This window comes from Alteromonas sp. ABH2_165, assembly GCF_056159945.1.
The window spans coordinates 127,264-142,947 of sequence record NZ_JBSWWF010000007.1 but is presented as its reverse complement, the minus strand read 5'-3'; the positions used below and the strand labels follow the sequence as shown (position 1 = coordinate 142,947).

Genomic DNA, 15,684 nt, shown 5'->3' with positions numbered 1-15,684 from the left:
TCACCGTCATTGGCACTACCACGGCGATGGTGCTTTCACTGTCTGCATACGCTGCAGACAAACATGTGCACGGCCACGGCCAGCTTTTAGTTGCTCAGGACGACAGTCAATGGCAACTGCAATTTTCCATACCGGCAGCTAATTTATTGGGTTTCGAGCACGAACCAGAGGATCAGAAGCAAAGAGATAAAGTGCACGCTATGGAAACGGCCTTGAGTGAGTTCAGGAATGTCGCCAGCATTAGCGGAAGTTGCAAAGTAGCTCAGCAGGACATCCATATACCTCATGCTGAGCATCACGAAGATCATGAGAGTCACGCCGGGCATGCTGGCGATGATTTTCACGAAGCACATGAACAGCACCAGCATGAAGATATCAGCCTTACCTATCAGCTTTCCTGTAATGGTGATATCTCAGCGCTCACCATAAATATGTTTGGGCTGGCCCCCTCTTTAAGTTCGCTCGAAGTGCAGTGGGTGACGGATAGCGGTCAGGGCATGACAGATGTAACGCCCCAGGCAGCAACCATTAGCTGGTAAATGACTATGCAACCATCATCTGTTTCTCCCGGAGATCCCATGCCACGAATTCAGGCTATCGGTGACAAAATTGCCATAGCGCTTTCTTCTCTTTGTGTGGTGCACTGCATTATCACGCCAATTCTTCTTATCGCGTTACCTGCGCTGGGCGGCGTCGCATTTCTCGATCACGAGGTCTTTCATCAAATTCTTCTTTTCTTTGTGCTTCCTATTGGGGTCCTTGCACTTACCGCGGGCTATCGACATCACAAAAGCGCGGCCATTATGGGCAGTGGTCTGCTCGGGCTCCTGCTGCTTACCCTGGCGGGTACCGTCGCTCACGATGTAGTTGGCGAGATAGGAGAAACCGTACTCACTATCGTCGCTTCTCTATTTATTGTTTATGCGCATATCCAGAATTACCGGCAACGTCGCCACCGTTGCTAAAACGTAAACCCTGACTTAACAAAAAACAGGCATCACCACCATGAAACAGAATCGACTACCCGTTACTGTGCTGTCCGGATTTCTCGGCGCCGGTAAAACCACGTTGCTAACGCACATTCTGAATAATCGCGATGGCTTGCGAGTCGCCGTGATCGTGAATGACATGAGCGAAATCAACATTGATGCATCATTGTTGAAAAATGATGTTTCACTGAACCACAGCGAAGAAAAGTTAGTGGAAATGAGCAACGGGTGTATTTGCTGCACCTTGCGAGAAGATCTCCTGATTGAGGTACGCAAGCTTTCTGAGAGCGGCAAATACGACTATCTGGTGATCGAATCTACAGGAATTTCAGAGCCTTTACCGGTAGCCGAAACATTCACCTTTGCCGACGAGGATGGCGTGTCTTTGTCTGACGTTGCAAAACTCGACACCATGGTCACGGTGGTTGATGCAGTTAATTTCCTACGTGATTTTGATGAAGCCAAATACTTGCAGGAAGCCGGCGAGTCACTGGGCGAGGAAGATGAGCGAAGTGTGTCAGACCTGCTGATCGATCAGGTGGAATTTGCTGACATCATTCTCATGAGTAAAACCGACCTGGTGGATACTGAGACCGTCGATAAACTCACCGCTATTTTGAAAACGTTAAATACCTCGGCGAAAATAATTCCCATTGCCAATGGCAGTATCGACATTCGCAAAGTATTAGGTACCGGCTTGTTCAATTTTGAAAAAGCCCAGCTCGCGCCGGGATGGCTCAAGGAACTGCGTGGCGAACACGTGCCTGAAACGGAAGAATACGGTATCAGCAGTTTCACTTACAAAGCGCGTCGCCCTTTTTATCCTGATAGGTTTCACGCGTTTCTTCACGGTAGCGAAAATTTCGGCAAGTTACTGCGTTCAAAAGGCTATTTCTGGCTGGCATCACGGCCTGAATTTGCGGGCACATGGAGTCAGGCCGGCGGCATTGCACGTTATGGTTTTGGCGGCATGTTCTGGAAAGCTATTGACAAAACCCAGTGGCCAGATGACGAAGACTACCTGAAAAGTATTGCAGAGCAATGGGTAGAACCATTTGGTGATATGCGACAGGAACTGGTGTTTATTGGTCAGAACTTAGATGAGCAGGGGATTACTGCTGCGTTGGATGCCTGCCTGCTGGAAGATGAGATACTTATTCAGGGCAAAGCCGTTTGGCAAACCCTCGATGATCCATTTCCGTCCTGGGAGGCAGCATAATGGGGGCTGCGATAAAACTGAACAAACCCCGTCGAAGCGCTTGTGGTGATATCCCGGAAATTCTGGCCGACATCTATCAGGACGACGTGAATCTGGCAATCTGGCAGCGTGACAATGTCGACTCGCTTAGTCTGTTTGTGGCAGAGCAATTGGCAAAAGAAGAAACGCTTAACGTTACCGAAGAGGTATCTGCTACTGATCCGCTGGAAGCGCTAAAGAAAAATACGGCACTTCAATCCTGGGGCGAAGCGCTGACCAAAGACATCGCCCAAATGATTGAAATGTTCAGTTATCTTTTCGAGATTGAGAATGTAGGACTACGCATTCGTACGCTGGACAAAGCAATGTGCCCCCGCTTTCATATCGACAGGGTGCCATGCCGGTTTATTACCACTTATGCGGGGCAGGCAACTCAGTGGCTGGAAGACAGCCAGGTAAACCGGAGTAAGCTTGGGCATGGCAGCAATGGGTTACCCGATGACAAATCTGGACTGTTGTTATCACCAGATAACATTCAACAGATGCGGCCCGGCGATATCGCATTGCTGAAAGGCTCAGCCTGGGCTGGCAATGAAGACGGTGCTATCGTGCATCGCTCACCCATGATTCAACCGGGTGAGAAACGCCTGCTGATGACACTGGACTTCATGTGAATATAGAATAGGTGTGACATCAATGGAGAAATTGTCTTGAATACGCACCTGTCTATAATCTCGCTCGCTACCGCATTCTTTTCTTGCGTAAGTTGTTCTTCTAATCCTGATAAGACGGATTTAGTACCAGATACTGGCATTCCCACGGCCAGCGGCCTAAAAGTGGCGACCTGGAACATGGAACATTTTGCCGCTGAAAGCGCACAGGGCTGCCGGCTTCGCTCTTCTGCGGAATACGCTGCTTTAAAACTATACGCCGAAACTGTGAATGCTGATGTATTTGCGATTCAGGAAGTGGCATCTGTAAAAGCGCTGCGCGCAGTATTTCCAGAGCCACAATGGAATATTCACTTTTCTTCACGGGCAGACAGTAAAAGCTATGAATGCCGGGAAAACGGAAGAACCTCAACCCAGCAGAAAGTGGCGGTGATTACCCGAAAATCACTGAGTGTGACGGAAACTGAGCAGTTTGCAGCACTAGGACTGAATGAAAATGGTTTACGCTATGGCGTGGAAGTGGATGTAGCTATTGCAAACGGCGCACTTTCGATACTGGCTGTTCATTTGAAAAGCGGATGCTTTGTTGAAGATTATCGGCAAAAAGATAGCCGGTCCTGCAATCTGCTTGCGCGGCAGATCCCCGAACTAAAGCGCTGGATCAAACAGCACGAGCAGGCAGGGCTGCCTTACCTGATTCTTGGCGACTTTAATCATCGCCTTGCAGAAGCCGGGAATGTTTTTGCCAGTGAAATAAAAGCCAGTGTAACTGCGCAATCTCAGCTCACTCTAGCCACCGAAAATTCAGTTGGTTGTCACCCCTGGTATCCGGCTCCCATCGACCACATTTGGGCTGGTGGATTTAATACTGCCGGTATTCAGCAGCAAATAAGCGTGTGGCCTTATGAGAACATGGCACCCGACGCTATGTTAAGTGACCATTGTGCGGTGAGTGTTTCGTTACCTTTAACTGGAAGCTAAACATGTTTAGTTTTTCCTTTATCCTCAAGAACCGGCAAGCTTAACTTCAGTAAGTTTGCAGTTCATGATCTCGCACATCATCTGGCTTGCCTGAAAACGGTTTAATATTCACAGCATCCATCAGGTAAGCCGAAGTACCCATAGGGTCTTCAAACATTGCCACCTGAAGCAGCCCTGTTACCGTGTAGGCATTGCTACTACCATCAAGGGTGAACCCTTCTGGTGTACGTACATAAACCATCTGGTTTGGTGCGGGAGGGGGAAAATGAATGCAAGCGCCGAAATAGGGCACCAGGAAAAACGACAGAATTTCTCGACTGTCGTTCACATCTACCGGCACAATAAAACCGTTCATTGCGACAGTTTTGTTATCCAGCCCCTGCACCGTATTCACCGAAGTCTGCATTGACTGGTATTGGCTATCAAAGGATGCCTGAAGCGACTGAAACACCTGTTCCGATAAGGGCCTGGACTTGTCGGGCTGGTATTTTTCCATCAATGCTGCCTCGTCTTGTGGCATTAGTGCTTTCCAGCCAAGCTGTAACACTGACGAAGATTGTACATGCTGGATTAGAGCATTGTCGTTTGATGAATAGAGGCTACCTGCCTCAGTGTTATCGGGGGACCAGGGCCAGATAGTGCTATTGAAACCACCGTTTTCAATCAGCAGTAGGCCGATGCCAATACCGGTGACCAGAGCCAGCGTCACAATAAGACTGACTTTACTCCAGCCAGGCAAAGAACACATCATACGGATTGGATTTTCACCGTTTTCTCAATTTCTACCGGCACCGAGCCACGCTTTGCTTTCACCTTAACGGTAATTGCGTGCTCACCCTTTTCAAGGGTGCGGAAAACCATGGTGTTCTTTTTGATTAGGCCGGTGACATCAAAAGACTGTTCAGACAGCAGTTCCACGTGTTCACTGCCCGCAAGGCTTACACTTACATCGTAATATGACGTGGGTACAAACAAAGAGAGCTTGCTGTTGGTTTCTTTAGCGGTTTGGGTGCTGACAATCTGATCGACTTTCAGACTGATGTATTCCATCTGTGTGTCGGCCATGTGTCGCTGCATCATCGGGTGGTAAGCCGCAAACCCTGCCATACTATCGCCGTGGTAAGCACAGGCCAGCGTACTTGAAGACAAGGCGAGAGCGGCGACGCACAGCACGCCGTTAAGTGTTTTATTCTTCATAGAGTTCATAGTTGTTCACATTCAGTGTGTAAGCGGCGGTACCAAGTTCATGATGACGAGTCTGAATATCGACTTCACCTTCAAACCAGAAAGGTTGCTGCAAATCTTCAAGTTCCAGACCTTCCTTCAAACTGATATAAATAATCTGATTAGGCGGTGGTGGCGGCATGTGTAAACAAGCGCCGAAGTAGGGAACCAGAAAAAATTCGGTGACTTGCTTCTCGTCATTCTGTTGTAATGGCACGATAAAGCCTGGAATACGAATAGCGCGACCATCATATTCAGGAATGACCTGTGTAGAATTCAGTGCTTGTTGAAAGCGCTGCGCTTTCTCATCACTGAATTGCTGTTGCGAAAACGCATCCACCGAGTCTTGCTGTGAGCCGTCAGCCACGTTGTTAAGATAGTCTGGTGGGTCCATCAGTGCAGCCAGATCCGATTCAGGCATCAGGTCAATCCATTCGGTTTGCTGATATTCAGTGGCGGAAAGCGAAGCGCTACAAAGCAGCGTTGCTGCGCAGATGACAGATGCAAATTGTCTCAGGATTTGTCTCATTAAAAGTGTCGCTATTGGTTAGTGAAATTCGTAAATGTTATAACATCACGTAATTATTATAGTAACGATAAGAGTCCTCTTTGAATAGTCAGCAAAACAGAAATTCATCCCTTTCAGTGGCGATACGTCTCAAAGACGTGCAGCATCGGTATCCGAAGAGTCAGGTTACCCTGTCTATTCCGCACTGGGAGGTGCAGACCGGCGATAAGGTATTCCTGCATGGTCCCTCGGGCACAGGAAAAACCACGCTACTTAACCTGCTTGCCGGTGTATTGCAGCCTGAGAGCGGTGAGATTGCTTTGCTCGACCAGCCCTTTTCCTCGCTGCCCACCCGTAAGCGCGATAAATTTCGCGCTAAACATATTGGTGTGGTGTTTCAGCAGTTTAATCTGGTACCGCATTTCAGCGTGCTGAAAAACATTCGTTTGGCCGCCTACTTTGCTGACAACAAAGCCAGTGTTGATAGTAAAGCTGCCGCAATGATTGAAGCGCTGCGCCTGCCTCCGGAAGTGCTTCATCAGTCTGCTGCTAGTCTGAGTGTGGGGCAGCAACAACGAGTGGCAATAGCCAGGGCACTGATTAATGAGCCTGAAATTCTGCTGGTGGATGAACCTACATCGGCGCTGGATACTGATGCCCGCGATGCTTTCATGAATATGCTAACCGCGCTGTGTGAAACGCAAAACACCACGTTAATTTTTGTGAGCCATGATAAAAGTTTGGAGAAATACCTGTCTTCATCGGTATCGCTAAGTACGCTGTGTACACTGAAGGAGGCTGAATAATGTTGCTATCCTTTGCCGTAAGCAGCCTGAAAAGCCGTGCAAAATCGGTGGTGTTAACGTTCTTGTCGTTGTTGATAAGTATTAGTGTGTTGCTTAGTGTTGAGCATGTGCGAATGCAGGCTGAAAGCAGCTTCAGTCGTACTGTGTCTGATGTTGACCTTATTGTTGGTGCGCCCAGTGGTCAGTTGAATTTAATGCTTTACAGCATTTTTCGTATGGGCAGTCCCACCAATAATATCAGCTATGATAGCGTGGAGATGCTCAAAACGCATAGTCAGGTAGAGTGGGTTATTCCGATTTCGCTGGGCGACTCTCATCGCGGGTTCCGAGTACTGGGTACTAACCAGGACTATTTCGAACACTATAAATACGGCGATAAACAGCCTCTGGCATTTGCTTCCGGGCAGCCATTTTCTGGTGTGTTTGGTGCAGTCATTGGCGCGGATGTAGCAAAAAAACTCGGCTATCAGGTAGGCGATAAAATTGTCGTCGCCCACGGTACCGGCATGGTGAGTTTTACTAATCATGATCAGTCGCCGTTCACCATCACCGGCATTCTGGCAGCCACCGGCACACCGGTAGATAAAACCGTGCATGTGAGTCTGGAAGGCATAGAAGCCATGCATTTATCGCCGTCTAAGCTCAAACCGATTGTTGAGAATCCTGATGACACCAGTAACCCGCTTATTCAACCCGATGATGTAACGGCGGTGATGTTAGGACTGAAATCAAAATTCGCGACCTTTACTTTGCAGCGAGAACTGAACAACTATCAGGACGACAGGTTGATGGCCATTTTGCCGGGCGTGGCCATGGCTGAGTTGTGGAAGATGATGGGCACGGTGGAGAATTTGCTGAGGATAATCAGTGTGCTTGTGCTGGTGTCTTCGCTGTTTGGCTTGTCCACTATGCTGTTGGCTTCCATGCAGCAGCGGGAAAAAGAAATTGCTGTGTTGCGTATTCTCGGTGCAGGTGGCGGCACCATTTTCATGTTGTTGCTTACCGAAGCGCTGCTAATTGCTATTGCCGCGAGTGTGGTGTCTACCAGTCTGCTCACGGTGCTCTTCTCGGTATCAAAAGGCTGGCTGGCCAGTGAGTACGGCTTGTTTATGTCAGCCAATTTCTTCAGCGTACACAATGCAATAGTGATTGGTGCAGTACTGGCAGCAACCATCGTGACAACCCTGCTACCAGCTATCGACGCCTATCGCAAAGCCATACATTCCCGCCTTTAAATGACTTAAGAGTCAAAGCTTAGCGCTGCAACTGGCGCTCAGCTTTGCTTTCTGCAAGCCGCTGTTGATACCACAGCAGTGGCGCGCATACACAGAACAGTCCTAATGCATAAAGCATTTTTGTGCCCAGTCCCACAGCGATGGTGGCGCAGAACAAACTGCTCAGCATTACCAGAGGCCGGTGCTTTGCCGATAACAGGCGAGTGGCAGCAAGCATGCTGGCCAGATAAATGAGTACAAATACCCCATTTACCCAGCCTATCAGATCTTCCAGGTTGTAGGCACTGTAATGGGTGATAACCAGAGTGAGTGTCATCACCGCCAGAACACATAGAAGCGCCCGTTGCGGCACATTGTAGCGGTTCAGGCTCTGGAAATAGCCTGGCAAAACCTTATCGTTGCTCAGGCTCCAGGTTAACCGGGCCAGACTGGCTGTGTATACATTTGTGGTTGCCAGACCGCCTGCCACACCGAGTGCACCGATAACCGCCGCGCCACCACCGGAGAATATCTGGTCAAATACGATGACCATGCTCAGAGCATCTGACACTGGCGTGTCGATAAGCAGCCAGGTACAACCCAGGTAAATTAATCCCACCAGCAATGTGCCAGTCATGATAGCGGGCACTAAATCCCGCCCGGGGTTTTTAAAATCGTCGGCCAGATGGGAAATGGCTTCTATGCCGAGAAAACTCCAGAACGCGATGCCCATGGCGGCCAGCATAGGATTCATATCAAAGGGCGTAGACGTTGCCTCAGGGATCAGTTCTCCCGACGCCACAGGCTGACCTGCCAACATAGCGATGACCACTAAGGTAATCACCAGGGTAAGGATAAGCTGCAAGGTGGAAGAAAACTGAATACCCCGATAATTAAGCGCAAATAGCAGCGCGATAATACCCAGCTGAACAGGTAGCGCCCAGTCTGGTGAGAGACCAAACAGCGTTTCGATAAACCAGTACGTCATAATGATGGCAGCAGGCGCGCCAATTGGTACCACAAACAAGAACAGCATACCGATAGTTCTGCCAGCAGATTTACCAAACGCCTTTTCTACAAAATAGGCCGGGCCGCCAGCATGAGGGTAGCGGGAAGAGAGTTTAGCAAACACCATGGCAACGGGTAGTATTGCCACTGTTAGCACAAGCCAACTGATCATTGCCCAGTGGCCAGCGGTGTTAATGGTCATCTGCGGTAGAATAAATACGCTGGTACCCAGCAAAGTGGTGGTTAGCAGCCCAGCGCCCTGCCAGCGTCCAATTTTGTTATTTGCATCGTGCATGGTGATAAACAAACCCAATCGTACTGCGTTAATTTCAATTGCGTAATATACTGCGTTTTTGCGCTTCATAACGTGTTACTTTGCGTGCATTCAGCGCGTTATTGCCGTCATTTTGACGGCAGAAAGACTTTTTACCTGCAAAATGACGGAATCACGATGGACAAATTCGATCAGGCTATTCTTGCTCAGCTCCGGCAAAATGCCCGGGCCAGTATTTCAGCGATTGCCGATGAAGTGGGCCTGTCTCGTTCCGCCGTCACAGAACGGATAAAAAAGCTGGAATCCACCAATGTGATCCGCGGCTATCAGGTAATGTTGTCAGAATCGCAAAAAGAGGGCGTTGCCGCCTATCTGGAAATTCAGCATAAGCGGGCGCGGTGTGCAGACGTGGTGCCCTATTTTCGCGCCATTCCAGAGGTGGTGTCGTGCTATGGTGTTACCGGCGAGTGCGATCTTATCGTGCTGATAAAAGCAGACACCATGCGCCGGCTTCATGAAATCCGTGAGCATATCGATACCATCGACGACATTATCAAAATCAAAACCCACGTGGTGCTGAATCAGTGGTTAGGGTAGCTTTGGTTTGAAAAGCTTGGGTTTTAGTGTTGTTGGTTTTAGATATAGCGGGCGCGCAGCATCCAGCGCCAGATTCCCAGTACAAAAAGCGCCAGTGTCAGCACGCCGGTGAGTAACCACAAAATCCGGCCTGCCAGGGTGAAGTAGGAGCCGTCATGTAACGGATGCAGCCAGTTCATGATGGTATTCGTCGCACCTTGTTGCTGATAGTCAAACACCTCCAGTACTTCTCCGGACACGCCATCGATATAAACATAACTGTGAGGGAAGCGGCGGGAAGGGTCGCCTGATACTTGCAAACGAATGCGGTAGTGCGCGCGGGGGCCTTCGGCATCCGGTGTTTCAATCCAGGCGCCTTTACTGTCAGGCAAAGCCCGTTTTGCGATACCCAGTGCCTGGGCTGGAGAAATAACGGGTGGTGCAGACGTGGCATTTTCGGGGGCAAATTTTGCGAACTGCGATTGGCCAAAAACAGGTTCTAGCACAAAGCGGGATTCTGTAGGTAGTGCCAGCATGATGCCAGTCACACAGAGTAGTAGAAGCGGGATAGCACTGAATAAACCTAGGGTTTTGTGCCAGTCGTATAGCAGCCCGATATTATTCGTCTTGCGCTTAAAACGCAGTTGCCTCGCCCATTGTCCCTGTTTGGGCCACCATGCAATCAAGCCACTTATCAGCAAGTACGTGCACGCAAGCCCCAGGTATCCCACTATGATGCCGCCGGTTTTACCCAGCAATAAACGAAAGTGCAGATTGTAAATCCAGGTAACAAAATACTGCCCCCAGAAGTCACGACGTAGAACGGTGGTGCCATCGGCGGTTAGCCACACCATCATAGGTGCAAAGTCTTCTCCTGCCGTCTCTTTTGGATTGTAATAGCGGGCCGGAATAACACCAGCGTCGTTTGTGACTTCAAAGCGCCATGAACGGGTTTTATCAGGGTAGGCCGTACGCAGTGTTTTAAGTGCGGTGTCATAGTCTGGCGAGACTGCAGCTTGTTGTGGCTGCGTAGCGGGTAAATTTAGGGCGCTATCGAGTTCGTTATAAAAAACAAGAATCGCGCCGGAAAGCGCGATGACGGTAAATAGTATTCCTACAGACAAACCCAACCACAGGTGGATTCGTCTGTGAACCTTTCGCCAGTTGATGCCCATATCGTCAGAACTTCAGCATGACTGACGCTGCGACGGCGCGCCCTTCACCCGGACTATGCAGACTCTGGCTACCATCCCACCAAACATATTCATAATACTCATCAGTTACGTTCTTCAACTCCAGTATCACATCGGTGTTCTCTGATACGCGGTATCGGGCCAGCAGATTCAGCAGAGTAAAGTCACCGAACGTTCCGGCGTTATTGGCAGAGTTCAGTTCGTAATCTGTCTGGCCACGCAATACCGCTGACAGCATGATTTCTTCATTCAGATAATAATCGGCACCGGCAGAGTAAACCCACTCAGGAACATGATCAATATCGTTGCCCGCCAGTTCGGGTTGATCCGGAGCGGGCGTTTCAATTTCGGCTTGCTGCCAGGCTAGCGTTGCCCACAAAGAAAAATCTTTCGATGGCGACCACGAACCCTGCAAATCAATACCTTGCCGTTCAGTGGCCCCCAGGTTTTCAAAATCACCATTTGGATCGTTCAGTCGACGTTTCAGTTCGCCGCTAGCTGTTTGATTCCAAAGCGTAAGGCGGGCACTCGTGCTGGCATCTGATTTGTAGGCGATACCCGCCTCCCAGCCACGGTTTACTGAAGGTTCCAGGTTGGTCTGGCGAGGCGGAATAAGATAAGCGCCTGAGCCCACACCAATTTGAAAGGTTTCACCCCAGTTAGCAAATAGGGTAATGGCATCTGTAGGTAACACCGCCACAGACAGTTTGGGCTGACTAATCGTACCGTAGTCATTTACTGGTGCCGTCACATTATTTAACCGGTCCTCAAAATCACCGGTTACTTTATCTACCCGCCATGCAGGAGTTATACGCAACCAGTCTACCGGCGCTATTTCACTTTGAATGTACGCGCCTTTAACACGAAGTCTGAAATGCTGATCTCTGGTTTGGGTGTCGGCAATACGGTTGGTACTCAGGTAGCGGGCGGAAATATTGTCTTGTCCCTCTATGCTGGCACCGGCTTCAAAAAACAGACCACTCAGGCCCGAATTGTGAACAGTATAAGTTGCCGAAGCCTGCACACCGTAATGCTCTTCTTCGGTGTAACGGTTCTGTTGGCTGACTCCAGCCGAAAAAGTCACGTAGCGGTCGTCTTCAAGCTTGTTCAACCAACTGGTGACTTTGTAAGTAATATTATTCGCTGGTTCGCCGTGCAGTCCCAGGCTGTATTGCTGCATTTCCCGGGTCCCCATATCTGACGCGTTATAGTCATTAGTGGCACGGGGATTTGAATAGGCTATTTCGCGGGTGAGGTAGCCGGCTTCCTGCGCATCGCTGTCGTAATAACGCGCGCTGGCATTTGCAGACAACGTAGAGGAAATGGCATAACCCCATTTGCCCGCAAGACTGGTGCGGTCAAACTCGCCATGATCCCGGTATCCGTCACCCTCTCGATAGCCAATGGCGTAATTCTGGCTGAAATCACCCGATTCGTTTCCAAGTGCTGCCTGTACATCATACTTGCCAAAGCTACCTGCAGACAGTCTTGCGTCGGTGTAATCGCCCCCGGTGCGGGTAATGAAGTTCACATTGCCTGCAATGTTGTGCAGACCGTAGCGTGGGTCAGTCGTGCCCCGCACCAGCTCCAGGGTGGAAATCTCTATGGGTAGGATCATATCGAGATAGGGCATGTTGCCACTGTTTGCGTTTGACGGAATATCATCGATTAATAGTTTGGCCGCATTCACTTCGCCCTCGCCGTTAAATCCACGAAATGAAAGTTTTCCGCTGGTTGTACCCTGGTTAAATTCGGTCAGTACCACACCGGGCATTCTGCCCGCCAACTGCCAGGCGTAATCAATATCTGGTTGGCGAACCGCATCACCGGATAAACGGTCTACAGAGGTAAGCATTCGGCTGGCGTCTGCGGATGCTTTCGCTGTCACCTCAATTCGTTCACCAACAGAAAAGCTTATGTCGCCTTTGCGGTTATTGTCTGCATTTGTCGCATCCGTTTCCTGAGCGTTCAGCGATAACGCGATAAACAAAGTGGAAAGCGGAAAAAGCAAAACGGGAGAAACAGGAAGAAACCGGGCGTTTTTGGAAGGCATAAAATCTCTGACTGAAAGTTTAAAAATCAGCGCGGATTATTCCTTCTCACAGGGTCTGCTACAATGCGACATAATGTCGCACCAGAGCCCGTCATCATGCTCAGAAATACCAACCTCAACTTGCTTCGCACGTTACATGTATTGTTGCAGGAAGCCCATGTGAGTAAAACAGCGCAACGTCTTCATATCACCCAGTCAGCGGTGAGCAGGCAACTGGCGCAGCTTCGGGATATCTGGCAGGACGAGTTGCTGGTACGCAATGGTAATGTGCTTGTCATGACGCCAAAAGCTGAAATGCTGAAAGCGAAGCTCGATACCCTGATGGACGATTTTGATTTGCTATTGGCAGAAACCGTGTTCGACCCTGAAAATTGGTTTGGTGAGCTGGTGCTGTCGTCGAGTGATTATGTCGCCCAGTATGTCATGCCGGACGTATGCAAGCGGCTCAGTATGCAGGCGCCAAACCTGACGGTGAGCTTGCGATTGTGGGAGCCCGAATACATTCACCGGCTCCACGAACTCAATATCGATATCGCTTCCACCATGTTGCCGCATAAACCGGACGGCATTTCTGGTATCCGCATTGGCGCGGACCATTCGGTGCTGGTGATGCACCAGTCACATCCACTGGCTTCAAAAAAGCATGTCACCGTGAATGAACTGATTGCTTATCCGCATATTAAAATTACCGGTGGGGCAGATAAAGATACCTTTGTTGATGACATTCTGCGACAGCAAGACTTACAGCGCCGGGTTCATTTGCGGGTGCCCTTCTTCAATGCGGCATTAAGCCATTTGCAAGTATTCGACGGGCTAATGGTGATGCCAGAGCACATTGCTGAGAGTTTGGGAGATAGCTGGAATATTGTGTATAAGCCATTGCCTTTCGACGTTGACGAAAACCAGTACTGGCTCATCTGGCATCCAAAATATGATAACGATATCAGACATAAATGGGCGCGGGAGCAGGTAAAAGACGCTATTGCCCATTGCGAAAGCTCAATCCAACTTTGACCGTTTTTCGGTATTACTTTAAATCATAACTGTAATGATATCTTATGATTTCCAGTTATGATTGTGATGCTTCTACAATGCAGGAAATTGGAGGGGCATCATGACCATCGTTGTATTTTTCACTTTATTTTCTGTTTGTTTGTTGGGAGCCATGTCTCCTGGTCCGAGTCTGGCGGTTGTGACTAAACATGCGCTGTCCGGCGGGCGCTTTAACGGGCTTTGTACTGCATGGGCTCATGCGTCGGGCGTTTTCTTCTATGCGTTATTAACCAGTTCAGGGTTGGCCGTGTTACTGCAACATTCACCGGCCTTGTTTAAAGCACTCACCTGGCTGGGAGCCGGGTATCTGGCCTATCTTGGCGTAAAATCGCTGATGTCGAAAGGTGGCATTCAGGCGCAATTACAGTCTGGCAAAAAAGTCTCTGCGCTGGCGGCAGCAGGGGATGGCCTGGCAATATCATTGTTCAACCCTAAGATCGCACTCTTTTTTATTGCCCTGTTCAGTCAGTTTATCGGCGTGGCCGACAACATGGCGGAAACCGCGGTTATCGTTGCAACCCCTGCATTAATTGATGGGCTGTGGTACACGCTGATTGCCGTGGTGATGTCCAGTCAGGCGGTAGTGCAAAGGATTCAGGCCAAAGCAGGGATCATTGATAAGGTAACAGGCGGCGTGTTGATTTTATTGGCAGTGAAAGCCGTTTCACTATAAAAACGTGCGAAGACGGCTGTCTGGGAACACTTTCCTTGCAAACGGCAGTATATTCATCTTTGGCAGTAAGATCTGCAAGTCGGCAAAGAGCACGAACATTCAAAAACAAGTCCTTTCAGTGGCGTTCATCATCCAGAATGCTGCCACCGTAACTTGCGGGGTGCTGAAATTTCAGTAAGAGCACTGGCAAGTGATAATCTGACTTTTTACTGGGACGCAGCCTTGCTGGATTCAACTTTCGATGAATTTGCACAGGCATCCTGTACACCAGACTCAACAGAGTGTGGCCCTGATGATGCTTTCGTTGATGCATCCGGGTATTCCACACCACTGGCAGCAGATTTCACATCCACGCTGAAGGCACAGTACGAGCAGGAAATTACGGCAACGGTTTACGGATTCCTTAATGCCAGTGTTTATTACCGGTCTGATATTAATTACGGTATTGCATCGCCTTCAACTGAGCTCGATGCCATCACTACGTTTAACATCAGTGCCGGTTTTGAAACCGATGAAGGCTTACTGGTGTGGATATTCTGTAATAACTGTATCGATGAGAAGTACCCCGTCTCTACGGGCTTTGATCCCGGTGAAAATAACCGCGGCTTCGCCTCAATCCACCAAACCTGGGGGCTCAGCTCAGTGCGCTCACTTGGTCTGGCTGCCTCCTGGGCATTTTAATCTCATCCAAAGCCAACTCACCGGGAGTTGGCTTTTTCTTTATCGAGATTATCTGTTGCGCGGGTTGTGCCTGGTGGGTGCAGTTTACTTCATCTTCAGAAGCAAATTCAGTTAAACAAAAAACAGCTTTGATGTTGTTAACATACAAAGCTGCTTTAGGAAAAATGGGTCGTTAGGAGGAGGATGACTCAGAAATTTCAGGGGCTTCCTCTTGTTCATCTTTTTCAATAACTTCTGGATTGCACATCGTTAAAAAATCACAAAGAAAATACATCATTTGGATCGTCTCCCGTCTGTAAGTTGTATCGAATATAACGCCTCTTCAATTAATTTACAATAAATTAACTTTGCGCTCACGCACCTTTCTTTTCCAGTCCTGGATTGCCGAGATAACAACCAGAAATTGCTTCATCATCATAAAGTTCAAAAGCATTGAATGAAAAATAGCCGTTTATGGTAACAGCGTGTCGTGATACTGGAATGACCACCGATGTCATTTGTTAAGATTCTTAACAAAATGCTTGCTTAGTAACCAGTGTTTAATATATAACCTAGTTGTTACAATTGATTAACTCAATAGGG

18 protein-coding genes are annotated in these 15,684 nt (G+C 49.0%); 11 read left to right on the top strand and 7 right to left on the bottom strand.

The genetic code is table 11. The features are described from left to right. The first annotated feature begins 26 nt into the window (after window positions 1-26). The 5 genes from ACXAFQ_RS14715 to ACXAFQ_RS14695 are packed head-to-tail and all read left to right on the top strand — an operon-like array spanning window position 27 to window position 3,839. Complete coding sequence (locus tag ACXAFQ_RS14715) at window positions 27-539, top strand: ZrgA family zinc uptake protein (RefSeq protein ID WP_474823915.1); 513 nt, start codon at window positions 27-29, stop codon at window positions 537-539. Between the two features lie 39 nt (window positions 540-578). Beyond that, window positions 579-965, top strand: a complete 387-nt coding sequence (locus ACXAFQ_RS14710; RefSeq protein ID WP_474823913.1) for a MerC domain-containing protein — start codon at window positions 579-581, stop codon at window positions 963-965. A gap of 40 nt (window positions 966-1,005) precedes the next feature. Continuing rightward, on the top strand, window positions 1,006-2,208 hold the full coding sequence (gene zigA, locus ACXAFQ_RS14705) for a zinc metallochaperone GTPase ZigA (RefSeq protein ID WP_474823911.1): 1,203 nt from the start codon (window positions 1,006-1,008) through the stop codon (window positions 2,206-2,208). Further along, complete coding sequence (locus ACXAFQ_RS14700; RefSeq protein WP_474823909.1) at window positions 2,208-2,861, top strand: DUF1826 domain-containing protein; 654 nt, start codon at window positions 2,208-2,210, stop codon at window positions 2,859-2,861. The genes zigA and ACXAFQ_RS14700 overlap by 1 nt, the downstream gene beginning before the upstream one ends. Window positions 2,862-2,897: 36 nt before the next feature. Continuing rightward, entirely contained in the window at window positions 2,898-3,839 is a 942-nt protein-coding gene (locus ACXAFQ_RS14695) for an endonuclease/exonuclease/phosphatase family protein (protein WP_474823907.1), read from the top strand. A gap of 46 nt (window positions 3,840-3,885) precedes the next feature. Here ACXAFQ_RS14695 and ACXAFQ_RS14690 read toward each other — a convergent pair whose 3' ends face one another. From ACXAFQ_RS14690 to ACXAFQ_RS14680, 3 genes are read right to left on the bottom strand one after another with little or no spacing between them, the layout of a single operon-like run. Further along, a complete protein-coding gene (locus ACXAFQ_RS14690; RefSeq protein WP_474823905.1) occupies window positions 3,886-4,590 on the bottom strand; it encodes a DUF3299 domain-containing protein in 705 nt (234 codons plus the stop codon). Beyond that, a complete protein-coding gene (locus ACXAFQ_RS14685; RefSeq protein WP_474823903.1) occupies window positions 4,587-5,036 on the bottom strand; it encodes a hypothetical protein in 450 nt (149 codons plus the stop codon). The genes ACXAFQ_RS14690 and ACXAFQ_RS14685 overlap by 4 nt, the downstream gene beginning before the upstream one ends. Next, window positions 5,026-5,592 carry a DUF3299 domain-containing protein gene (locus ACXAFQ_RS14680; RefSeq protein ID WP_474823900.1) on the bottom strand — a complete coding sequence of 189 codons (567 nt, stop codon included), beginning with the start codon at window positions 5,590-5,592 and terminating at the stop codon, window positions 5,026-5,028. The genes ACXAFQ_RS14685 and ACXAFQ_RS14680 overlap by 11 nt, the downstream gene beginning before the upstream one ends. Window positions 5,593-5,672: 80 nt before the next feature. On the opposite strand from ACXAFQ_RS14680, the gene ACXAFQ_RS14675 reads away from it, so the two are divergent. Beyond that, window positions 5,673-6,377, top strand: a complete 705-nt coding sequence (locus tag ACXAFQ_RS14675; RefSeq protein ID WP_474823898.1) for an ABC transporter ATP-binding protein — start codon at window positions 5,673-5,675, stop codon at window positions 6,375-6,377. Beyond that, window positions 6,377-7,612: an ABC transporter permease gene (locus ACXAFQ_RS14670; protein WP_474823896.1), complete on the top strand. Its 1,236-nt coding sequence runs from the start codon at window positions 6,377-6,379 to the stop codon at window positions 7,610-7,612. Before ACXAFQ_RS14675 ends, ACXAFQ_RS14670 begins: the two co-directional genes overlap by 1 nt. Before the next feature lie 19 nt (window positions 7,613-7,631). Here the strand turns inward: ACXAFQ_RS14670 and yjeH are convergent, their stop codons facing one another. Then, window positions 7,632-8,894, bottom strand: coding sequence for an L-methionine/branched-chain amino acid transporter (gene yjeH / locus ACXAFQ_RS14665; protein WP_474824176.1), 1,263 nt, complete (start codon window positions 8,892-8,894; stop codon window positions 7,632-7,634). Between the two features lie 156 nt (window positions 8,895-9,050). Between yjeH and ACXAFQ_RS14660 the strand changes: the two genes are divergently transcribed. Then, window positions 9,051-9,470, top strand: a complete 420-nt coding sequence (locus ACXAFQ_RS14660) for an Lrp/AsnC family transcriptional regulator (RefSeq protein WP_070125979.1) — start codon at window positions 9,051-9,053, stop codon at window positions 9,468-9,470. Between the two features lie 38 nt (window positions 9,471-9,508). Here ACXAFQ_RS14660 and ACXAFQ_RS14655 read toward each other — a convergent pair whose 3' ends face one another. Both ACXAFQ_RS14655 and ACXAFQ_RS14650 read right to left on the bottom strand, forming a co-directional pair. After that, a complete protein-coding gene (locus ACXAFQ_RS14655) occupies window positions 9,509-10,624 on the bottom strand; it encodes a PepSY-associated TM helix domain-containing protein (protein ID WP_474823893.1) in 1,116 nt (371 codons plus the stop codon). Window positions 10,625-10,628: 4 nt separating this feature from the next. Continuing rightward, window positions 10,629-12,695, bottom strand: a complete 2,067-nt coding sequence (locus ACXAFQ_RS14650) for a TonB-dependent receptor (protein ID WP_474823891.1) — start codon at window positions 12,693-12,695, stop codon at window positions 10,629-10,631. Window positions 12,696-12,758: 63 nt separating this feature from the next. Between ACXAFQ_RS14650 and ACXAFQ_RS14645 the strand changes: the two genes are divergently transcribed. The 3 genes from ACXAFQ_RS14645 to ACXAFQ_RS14635 all read left to right on the top strand — a co-directional run bounded on the left by ACXAFQ_RS14645 (window position 12,759) and on the right by ACXAFQ_RS14635 (window position 15,102). Further along, window positions 12,759-13,709: a LysR family transcriptional regulator gene (locus ACXAFQ_RS14645; protein WP_474823889.1), complete on the top strand. Its 951-nt coding sequence runs from the start codon at window positions 12,759-12,761 to the stop codon at window positions 13,707-13,709. A gap of 100 nt (window positions 13,710-13,809) precedes the next feature. Continuing rightward, window positions 13,810-14,421, top strand: coding sequence for a LysE family translocator (locus ACXAFQ_RS14640; RefSeq protein ID WP_474823887.1), 612 nt, complete (start codon window positions 13,810-13,812; stop codon window positions 14,419-14,421). 222 nt (window positions 14,422-14,643) lie between these two features. Then, window positions 14,644-15,102 carry a hypothetical protein gene (locus ACXAFQ_RS14635; protein ID WP_474823885.1) on the top strand — a complete coding sequence of 153 codons (459 nt, stop codon included), beginning with the start codon at window positions 14,644-14,646 and terminating at the stop codon, window positions 15,100-15,102. A 353-nt stretch (window positions 15,103-15,455) separates the two neighbouring features. Here the strand turns inward: ACXAFQ_RS14635 and ACXAFQ_RS14630 are convergent, their stop codons facing one another. Then, window positions 15,456-15,599 (bottom strand): hypothetical protein, encoded by a 144-nt coding sequence (locus ACXAFQ_RS14630; protein ID WP_474823883.1) that lies wholly within the window; start codon window positions 15,597-15,599, stop codon window positions 15,456-15,458. Window positions 15,600-15,684 lie beyond the last annotated feature (85 nt).